At 69.4% G+C, this 8,772-nt stretch carries 8 protein-coding genes and 2 pseudogenes; 7 read left to right on the forward strand and 3 right to left on the reverse strand.

Going from position 1 to position 8,772, the window contains the following annotated elements; all coding sequences use genetic code 11:
* Both ABDW21_RS07260 and ABDW21_RS07265 read left to right on the forward strand, forming a co-directional pair.
* Positions 1–331 (forward strand): annotated as a pseudogene (locus ABDW21_RS07260) (carbamoyltransferase HypF); the annotation flags it as partial.
* Between the two features lie 13 nt (positions 332–344).
* A pseudogene (locus ABDW21_RS07265) lies at positions 345–457 on the forward strand (hydrogenase formation protein HypD); the annotation flags it as partial.
* 11 nt (positions 458–468) lie between these two features.
* On the opposite strand, the gene gjpA reads toward ABDW21_RS07265, so the two are convergent.
* Positions 469–1,530, reverse strand: coding sequence for an outer membrane porin GjpA (gene gjpA, locus ABDW21_RS07270; protein ID WP_343601176.1), 1,062 nt, complete (start codon positions 1,528–1,530; stop codon positions 469–471).
* Between the two features lie 160 nt (positions 1,531–1,690).
* Positions 1,691–2,812 (reverse strand): PQQ-dependent sugar dehydrogenase, encoded by a 1,122-nt coding sequence (locus ABDW21_RS07275; RefSeq protein ID WP_343601177.1) that lies wholly within the window; start codon positions 2,810–2,812, stop codon positions 1,691–1,693.
* 124 nt (positions 2,813–2,936) lie between these two features.
* On the opposite strand from ABDW21_RS07275, the gene ABDW21_RS07280 reads away from it, so the two are divergent.
* Positions 2,937–3,728 carry a DoxX family protein gene (locus ABDW21_RS07280; protein ID WP_343601178.1) on the forward strand — a complete coding sequence of 264 codons (792 nt, stop codon included), beginning with the start codon at positions 2,937–2,939 and terminating at the stop codon, positions 3,726–3,728.
* A gap of 62 nt (positions 3,729–3,790) precedes the next feature.
* Positions 3,791–4,639: a DoxX family protein gene (locus ABDW21_RS07285; RefSeq protein ID WP_343601179.1), complete on the forward strand. Its 849-nt coding sequence runs from the start codon at positions 3,791–3,793 to the stop codon at positions 4,637–4,639.
* On the opposite strand, the gene ABDW21_RS07290 is transcribed toward ABDW21_RS07285, so the two are convergent.
* Entirely contained in the window at positions 4,636–4,998 is a 363-nt protein-coding gene (locus ABDW21_RS07290) for a PH domain-containing protein (RefSeq protein ID WP_343601194.1), read from the reverse strand. The genes ABDW21_RS07285 and ABDW21_RS07290 overlap by 4 nt on opposite strands.
* Positions 4,999–5,353: 355 nt before the next feature.
* Between ABDW21_RS07290 and ABDW21_RS07295 the strand changes: the two genes are divergently transcribed.
* From ABDW21_RS07295 to ilvC, 3 genes are read left to right on the forward strand one after another with little or no spacing between them, the layout of a single operon-like run.
* Complete coding sequence (locus ABDW21_RS07295; RefSeq protein ID WP_343601180.1) at positions 5,354–7,201, forward strand: acetolactate synthase large subunit; 1,848 nt, start codon at positions 5,354–5,356, stop codon at positions 7,199–7,201.
* Entirely contained in the window at positions 7,201–7,701 is a 501-nt protein-coding gene (gene ilvN / locus ABDW21_RS07300) for an acetolactate synthase small subunit (protein ID WP_343601181.1), read from the forward strand. The genes ABDW21_RS07295 and ilvN overlap by 1 nt, the downstream gene beginning before the upstream one ends.
* 33 nt (positions 7,702–7,734) lie before the next feature.
* A complete protein-coding gene (gene ilvC / locus ABDW21_RS07305; RefSeq protein WP_343601195.1) occupies positions 7,735–8,736 on the forward strand; it encodes a ketol-acid reductoisomerase in 1,002 nt (333 codons plus the stop codon).
* Positions 8,737–8,772 lie beyond the last annotated feature (36 nt).

Here is an 8,772-nt window from a genome sequence, read left to right on the forward strand (position 1 = left end):
GGCTAGGCCCGTTTGCCCGCCCGCTGCGTGTCGATGCCCCGCCGTTGGCGCGGATCAACAGCGTCGAGGTCGCCGACGTCGAGGCAAACGGCGACACCGGCTTCCGGATTGTCGAAAGCCACACCGCTGCCGGCGCCACCACGCCGATCCCGCCCGACGTCGCGGTCTGCGACGACTGCGTGGCCGAGCTGTTGGACTCCGCCGACCGCCGCTACCGGCACCCGTTTATCACCTGCACCAACTGCGGGCCGCGCTTCACGATCATCCGGGCTCTGCCCCATCATCGGCCGCCACCACGATGGCGTCGTTCGCGATGTGTGCACGCTGCGCCACCGGCCCGCACCCTGATCGGCGCCATCGCGCGGCTGGCCGGTAACGAGGACCACTTCAAATCATGGAGGTGTGCGGAGGGCATACCCACACGATTTACCGGCACGGCATCGAACACACGCTGCCCGCGGACCGGGCTTAGAACATGCTCGCCAGGTCGCCGGCCAGCGCCGACACGTCGCCGGCCAGCGCCGACACGTCGGCGGCAGAGCTCGACATCATGGTGCTGCTGTCGGCCAGCAGGGCATCCAGCGGGTTACCCACGCCGTCCCAGCCGATCAGCTGAGCCAGCAGGTTCGTCCAGCTGGCCACCGCCCCGGACGGCCCGACAGCTTGGCCGACGTCGGTCCCGGTCTGTAGCGTCGTGTAGCCGTAGGCGTTCAGGAGCGATCCGCCGATGCCCTCGTCGACACCCGAGTTCGCTAAGCCGGCGACTCCGCCGGAGGCGGTGACGCCGGTGCTGAGCAGCCCGCCCAGCTCGAGGTTCAACGCGGTCAGGGTGGTGTCGCCGGGCAGCAGACCTGAGCTGTTGATCGTCGGCACCAGCCCGTCGAGGTTCACCTCGGCCCCGGTGAACAGGGCGTTGATGGCCTCGTACGGGGCCGTGATCAGGTTGACCAGGAAGCCGCTCAGTGACAACGAGCTGAGCGCGCCGAGCGCCGCGGTGACACTGTCGCCCAGCGACACCAGGGGGCTCAGGAGCGGCCCCAGCAGGCCGAGCAGCACCCCGCTCAACGGCGACGCTGCGAGGGTCACGGCCAGCTGTTCAGCCCCGGAGAGGTCAGAGCTGGTGCCAACCACCTCACCGAACGCCACTAGGTGACTCTGGTCGAGGGTGGTCCCGAGGATCGTCTGGAAGATGGACTGCGATGTGCCGCCGAAGTCGACGTCCGTGGGTGCACCGGCCAGGATGGTGCCGTCAGCCAGGTAGCCCAGGTTGGTGCCGATATCGCTGATGACCTGCTGGATGGTGAGGGTGCCGTGCGCCAAACCGTCGACATAGCCGGCCTGGTTGACGATGATGTGCTGCAGCGTCGGGAACGGCACAATCGCGTCCCCGCCGCTGGTGAGGTGGATCGCCGGGACCTCGACGTGGGGCAGCGCCGGCGCCGACTGGGCCGCCGGGGTGACCGCGATCAGGGCGGCGCCGGCAAGGGCGACCCCGGACGTCACCGCGCTCCGGGAAGCCGAGAACTCCATGGCTAGCGTCCTCTTTCCGAGGTGGTGTCGCCTGGACCGATCACATTAGCTGCCGAAAAGTTAACAACTGTAAAATTAACAACTGTCTAATGTTTCGAAAAGTTAGTTCGACGCGTTCCCGTCGGGTAGGTGCTGCGCGGCGCATCGGGTCTGCCCGGAGCTACGTCTTGTCCTCGTTGGCGCGCGGGAAGCCGCCGCCCTGCGGGAACAGCGGGAACACCACGTCGTCGAGCTTCGTGGCGTCACCGGCGGTCCTGTTGATGGTGTCGCCCCAGACGTTGCCGTCCGGGGACATCCGCAGCGCCCACGCGTGCCCATGGGTGTCCTGGCGGACCACGTCCGGATCGCCGGTGACCGCGCCGGTCCCGGGTGCCAGGTGCACTGCCACCGTCTGCATGGTGTTCACCAGGTTGACCAGCACCGTGCCGTCCAGGGCCGCGCACCCGGCCACCCCCGGCTTGTCCGGCCAGGTCCAGACCGTGGACACCTTGGAGTCCTTGGTGATGCGCTGCAGCCGGTCCGCCGTCGGGGCGCGGTCGACGACGTAGAGCGACTCGTCCACCGGGTCCTTGCACAGCCCGCCGCCCGACCCGATGCCGGTGAGCGCGGTGGTCGGGGGCGCCTGGTTCAGCGTGGTGGGCTCTTCGATGCGGATGACCTTGCCCCCCAGCGAGCCGGGATCGACGGCCAGCGCGGGGTTGCCCGCGTCTCCGGTGAGCACGATCAGCGTGGTGGGGCTGGTGAACAGCAGCGCGCCGGTGTTGCCGACGGCGCCCTTGGGGATTCCGGTCAGGATGTCCTTGGGGACGTCGCCCTCGGTGATCCGGATGACCCGGTTGTCGCCGGGCGTGCTGATGTAGGCGTACATCAGCCGGTCCTGCGAGTAGGTCGGCGACCGCACGATGTCCATCAGGCCGCCGTCACCGGAGGAGTCGACGGGGATGACGAACCTCACCGTCGGTTCGGCGCTGACCGAGATCTCCTTGACCGTGCCGGTGATGCGCTCGGCGACGAGCGCCGACTTGCTGTCGGTGCCCATGATCAGGCCGCTGGTGCTGCCCAGGCAGCCCTGCATCACCCCGGGCGCCGGGCAGTCCTTGGGGAACGGCGTCGCGGGCAGCGGCGGCGGCGGGGGCGGCGTCGACGTCGGCGGCGGGTGCCGCCGCGGTTCGGTGGTGAACGGCTCCGACTGGGCGTCGTTGAACTGCGCGCACCCGCTCACCACGAGCAGCGCGCCGCACAGCGCGGCCAACCTGCCCCGCGCCGACCGCCGTAACCGCATGACTGCCAGGTTACGGACACCGCGGCCGCCGCGGCCACGCCGCCCGCCCCCGGCCGGTAACGGTGTGGTCAAGGCGTCGCGCAAAGTCCGCATGTCCCTGTTCGCTTGCCCTTACGCTGTTGCAGTGACCGGTGACCCCGACGGTTTCACCCGCTGGCAACGGCTCGGACGCGCGTCGGCGGCCCGGGAGCGCGGGACGCAGCAGCCCGCCCAGCCCGGCGATTCGACGGCGGCCGACGACGGCACCGACTCCGAGACGGCCGTGATCGCGCGTCCCGAGCCGGCCGGCGACGCGCACACCAGCCGCTCGGACCGCGACGGCGCCCAGCACCCGCCGGGGCCGGCGGTGCCACCCCGACTGGTCGACGACCCGCGTCTGAAAAAGGCCCGCCAGCGCGGCACCCAGCACCTGGGTCTGATGGTGCTGCGGGTGGGAGTCGGCGCGGTGCTGGTAGCCCACGGTCTGCAGAACGCGTTCGGCTGGTGGGGCGGGCCCGGGATCGACGGTTTCGAGAAGTCGCTGGCCGGCCTGGGGTTCCGGCACGCCGCCATCCTGGCCTACACGGCGACCGGCGCCCAGATCGCGGCGGGTCTGCTGCTGATCCTGGGCCTGTTCACCCCGGCGGCGGCCGCGGGTGCGCTGGCCTATCTGGTCAACGGCCTGCTGGCCGACCTCGTGGTCCAGCGCCGCCACGGCACCCTGACCTTCTCGCTGCCCGACGGCGTCGAGTACCGCGGCGTGCTCATCGTCGCGGTGGTGGCGATCATCCTGGCCGGGCCGGGACTGTACGGGTTCGACGCCGGCCGCGGGTGGGCGCGGCGGCCGTTCGTCGGCTCGTCGGCGGCGCTGCTGGCCGGTGTCGGCGCCGGCGTCGGGGTGTGGGTGTGGCTCAACGGCGCGAACCCGTTGGCGTGAAATACCGCGAAAGCGCCGCTCAAATCCCCAATTCGGGCCGAACTGCCCTTACCCTGACACGCGTGAGCAGTCAAGCGCGTGACGCACAGTGGCAGCGGCCGGGTGAGGCCGTGTCGCCGACCCCGGCGCGGCCGGCGTCGGCAAGCGTGGTCGACCCGGAAGACGACCTGCCGTCGGCGGACTATTCGGGCGATTTCGAAACGACCACCATCCCGCACTACGACTCCGCCAGCCTGCGGATCTCCGCCGAGGGATTCGGCCTGATCAGCGGCCCGGAGCCGCTGCCGTACCAGCCGCAGTTCGGCGAGCGGCCGGCGCTGCCGGGACCACCCGTGTTGGCGCCGATGGGCACCGAGTTCGACGACGAGCGGGTGCGCGCCGCCGGCCGCCGTGGCACCCAGGACCTCGGCCTGCTGATCCTGCGCGTCGGGCTGGGCGCGGTGCTGATCGCCCACGGGTTGCAGAAACTCTTCGGCTGGTGGGGCGGCGAGGGGCTGACCGGGTTCAGAAACTCACTGTCGGACATCGGCTACCAGCACGCCGGCGTCCTCACCTACGCCGCCGTCGGTGGGCAGATCGTCGCCGGGGTGCTGCTGGTACTGGGCCTGTTCACCCCGCTGGCCGCGGCCGGTGCGCTGGCCTACCTGACCAACATGCTGCTCGCCGGGGTGGCGGGCCAGCCCGACCCGCGGTCGTTGCCGTTCTTCCTGCCGGACGGGCACGAATACGACCTGACCCTGATCGTCGTCGCCGCGGCGGTCGTCCTGACCGGACCGGGCCGCTACGGTTTCGACGCCGGTCGCGGCTGGGCGCGGCGGCCGTTCGTCGGGTCGTTCGTCGTGCTGCTGGCCGGCATCGGCGCCGGCGTCGCGGTCTGGGTGTTGCTGCGCGGCGCCCACCCGCTGGCCTAACCCGCATACGGGTTGGGCACTCGGCCGTCGCTGGCCTCGGTCAGCAGCGGCAACGTCGCGAAGGTGACCGCGGGCAGCCGCAACTCGCCGCCGCTGCGCAGGCGCGCCCGCGCCCACGTGCCCTTGGTGAACCGCAAGCCGTCGATGTCGTTCCAGCTCACCGTGCGGCTGCCGAGCAGTGTCCGGGCGGTGACGCCACGGTGATCGGCCACCGTGCGCAGTCGAATGATCAACGCCGACAACATGATCGGGATCACCAGCAGGGGAGCGCTGGGTGGCCAGCTCAGCACCGGCACCAGCAGGCCCAGCGCGAAGAAGCCAGACGCGAAATGGGCCAGCGGTGACACGGCGATCACCACCGGCTCCGGCGAGTCGGAAGCCACGTGTGCATCATGTCATCGCTCGTCGAGCCATCGCTCGTCGAGATTGCGCTGAGGGCTGTGCACGGGCCCGACATCACGACCGTGCGCGCAATCTGAACGCAGACCGCCAGGCTCGCCATCGAAATTTGACGGTTGACCTGTGCGGAGACTACCGTCGGACGCTATGTCAACGCCTGAGATGCTCGTAGTACTTGGTCGGCGCGTTGGTGGCTGACTAGCCCACCGCCGGTATGGCTTTCGAGCACCAACGCGCAACCCTCGTACAGCAGCCACGCTGGCGGGGGTTTTTTGTTGTCGCCGTGTCGAACGAAGAGGAGCCGAAGGGGAACCCGTGAGCGCACCCACCACGCCACACCTGCCGCAGACACCCGCGGCAGCCAACGGCGCGTCCGCCTCCGCCGTAGATGCAGAATCGAAACAGGTTGCGCCGCAACAACTCACCGGTGCACAGGCGGTGGTCCGCTCGTTGGAGGAGCTCGGCGTCGAGGTCATCTTCGGCATTCCCGGCGGCGCGGTGCTGCCGGTCTACGACCCGCTGTTCGACTCGCAGAAGCTGCGCCACGTGCTGGTCCGCCACGAGCAGGGCGCCGGGCACGCCGCCAGTGGCTACGCGCACGCCACCGGCAAAGTGGGGGTCTGCATGGCCACCTCCGGTCCCGGCGCCACCAACCTGGTCACCCCGCTGGCCGACGCGCAGATGGACTCCATTCCCGTCGTCGCCATCACCGGGCAGGTCGGTCGGCAGCTGATCGGCACCGACGCCTTCCAGGAGGCCGACATCTCCGGCATCACCATGCCGATCACCAAGCACAACTTCCTGGTGCGCAGCGGCGACGACATCCCCCGGGTGATCGCCGAGGCCTTCCATATCGCGGCAACCGGACGCCCAGGTGCGGTGCTCGTCGACATCCCCAAGGATGTGCTGCAAGGTCAGTGCACGTTCGCCTGGCCGCCGCGGCTGGACCTGCCCGGCTACAAGCCCAACACCAAGCCGCACCACCGGCAGGTCCGCGAGGCCGCCAAGCTGATCGCCGCCGCACGCAAACCGGTGCTCTACGTCGGCGGCGGCGTCATCCGCGGCGAGGCGACCGAGCAGCTGCGCGAGCTGGCCGAGCTGACCGGCACCCCCGTCGTCACCACACTGATGGCCCGCGGTGCCTTCCCCGACAGCCACCGCCAGCACCTGGGTATGCCGGGCATGCACGGAACGGTCGCCGCGGTGGCCGGGCTGCAGCGGTCCGACCTGCTCATCGCGCTGGGCACCCGCTTCGACGACCGGGTGACCGGCAAGCTCGACTCGTTCGCGCCGGAGGCCAAGGTCATCCACGCCGACATCGACCCCGCCGAGATCGGCAAGAACCGGCACGCAGACGTGCCGATCGTCGGCGACGTCAAGGCCGTCATCACCGATCTCGTTGCGGCGCTTGGCCGCCAGGGGGCCAGCCCGGACATCGACGACTGGTGGACCTACCTGCGCGGGGTGCAGGCGACCTACCCGCTGAGCTACGGCCCGCAGAGCGACGGCAGCCTGAGCCCCGAATACGTGATCGAAACGCTGGGTCGCATCGCCGGGCCGGACGCCGTCTACGTCGCCGGGGTGGGCCAGCACCAGATGTGGGCCGCACAGTTCGTCCGCTACGAGAAGCCGCGCACCTGGCTGAACTCCGGCGGCCTGGGCACCATGGGGTTCGCCATCCCGGCGGCGATGGGCGCCAAGATCGCCCGCCCGGACGCCGAGGTGTGGGCAATCGACGGAGACGGCTGCTTCCAGATGACCAACCAGGAGCTGGCCACCTGCGCCATCGAGGGCGCGTCGATCAAGGTGGCGCTGATCAACAACGGCAGCCTGGGCATGGTGCGGCAGTGGCAGGCCCTGTTCTACGCCGAGCGGTACTCGCAGACCGACCTGGCCACCCATTCGCACCGCATCCCCGACTTCGTCAAGCTCGCCGAGGCGCTGGGCTGCGTCGGCTTGCGCTGCGAGCGCGAAGAAGATGTCGCCGACGTCATCGCCGCGGCGCGGGCGATCAACGACCGCCCGGTCGTGATCGACTTCGTCGTCGGCGCCGACGCGCAGGTGTGGCCGATGGTGGCCGCCGGCACCAGCAACGACGAGATCCAGGCGGCCCGCGGCATCCGCCCGCTTTTCGACGACGAGGGTAACGAGGGACACGCCTGATGAACGTGCACACTCTCTCGGTGCTGGTCGAGGACAAACCCGGTGTGCTGGCCAGGGTTGCGGCGCTGTTCTCCCGGCGCGGCTTCAACATCGAGTCGCTGGCCGTCGGCGCCACCGAGCACAAAGATATGTCCCGCATGACGATCGTGGTGTCCGCCGAGGACACCCCGCTCGAACAGATCACCAAGCAGCTGAACAAGCTGATCAACGTCATCAAGATCGTCGAGCAGGACGACGACAACTCGGTGGCGCGCGAGCTGGCGCTGATCAAGGTCCGCGCCGACGCCGGCACCCGCAGCCAAGTCATCGAAGCGGTGAACCTGTTCCGCGCCAAGGTGATCGACGTCTCCCCGGAGTCGTTGACCGTCGAGGCAACCGGTGACCGGGGCAAGCTGGACGCGCTGCTGCGGGTGCTGGAACCGTTCGGGGTTCGCGAAATCGTGCAATCCGGGCTGGTGTCGTTGTCGCGCGGTCCGCGCGCCATCGGCACCGCGAAATAACCAACGAGGGAGAAAAGCCAAGTGGCAGTGCAGATGTTCTACGACGACGACGCCGACCTGTCCATCATTGCCGGACGCAAGGTCGGGGTGATCGGCTACGGCAGCCAGGGGCATGCCCACGCGCTGAGCCTGCGCGACTCCGGCGTGCCGGTGAAAGTCGGTCTGCGCGAGGACTCCAAGTCGCGGGCCAAAGTCGAAGAGCAGGGCCTGGAGGTCGACACCCCGGAGAAGGTGTCGGCCTGGGCCGACGTGATCATGCTGCTGGCACCCGACACCGCACAGGCGGAGATCTTCGCCCGTGACATCGAACCGGGACTGCGGCCGGGTGACGCGTTGTTCTTCGGGCACGGGCTCAACATCCACTTCGGCCTGATCAAGCCGGCCGCCGACGTCACCGTCGGGATGGTCGCCCCGAAGGGTCCCGGACATCTGGTGCGCCGCCAGTTCGTCGACGGCAAGGGCGTGCCGTGTCTGGTTGCGGTGGCGCAAGATCCGGGCGGCGACGGCCTGGCGCTGGCGCTGTCGTATGCCAAGGCGATCGGCGGTACCCGGGCCGGCGTCATCAAGACCACGTTCAAGGACGAGACCGAAACCGACCTGTTCGGTGAGCAGGCCGTATTGTGCGGCGGCACTGAGGAATTGGTGAAGGCCGGCTTCGACGTGATGGTGGAGGCCGGGTATGCCCCGGAGCTGGCGTACTTCGAGGTGCTGCACGAGCTCAAGCTGATCGTCGACCTGATGTATGAGGGCGGCATCGCCCGGATGAACTACTCGGTGTCCGACACGGCGGAGTTCGGCGGCTATCTGTCCGGGCCGCGGGTTGTCGACGCCGGCACCCGGGACCGGATGCGCCAGATCCTCGGCGAGATTCAGGACGGCACCTTCGTCAAGAAGCTGGTGGCCAACGTCGAGGGCGGCAACAAAGAGCTGGAGCGGCTGCGCCAGGAGAACGCCGAGCACCCGATCGAGGTGACCGGCAAAAGGCTGCGCGACTTGATGAGCTGGGTGGATCGCCCGATCACCGAAACCGCGTAGCCCTTGTGCGCAGCCCTTGTGCGTAGCCCTTGTGCG

The sequence above is a fragment of the Mycobacterium sp. genome (assembly GCF_039583805.1).
Lineage (GTDB): Bacteria > Actinomycetota > Actinomycetes > Mycobacteriales > Mycobacteriaceae > Mycobacterium.

Excerpts from the sequence above, each read along its gene's own strand:
- ilvN (WP_343601181.1), top strand. The coding sequence starts at position 7,201 with ATGAACGTGCACACTCTCTCGGTGCTGGTCGAGGACAAACCCGGTGTG.
- gjpA (WP_343601176.1), bottom strand. The coding sequence starts at position 1,530 with ATGGAGTTCTCGGCTTCCCGGAGCGCGGTGACGTCCGGGGTCGCCCTT.
- ilvC (WP_343601195.1), top strand. The coding sequence starts at position 7,735 with ATGTTCTACGACGACGACGCCGACCTGTCCATCATTGCCGGACGCAAG.
- ABDW21_RS07275 (WP_343601177.1), bottom strand. The coding sequence starts at position 2,812 with ATGCGGTTACGGCGGTCGGCGCGGGGCAGGTTGGCCGCGCTGTGCGGC.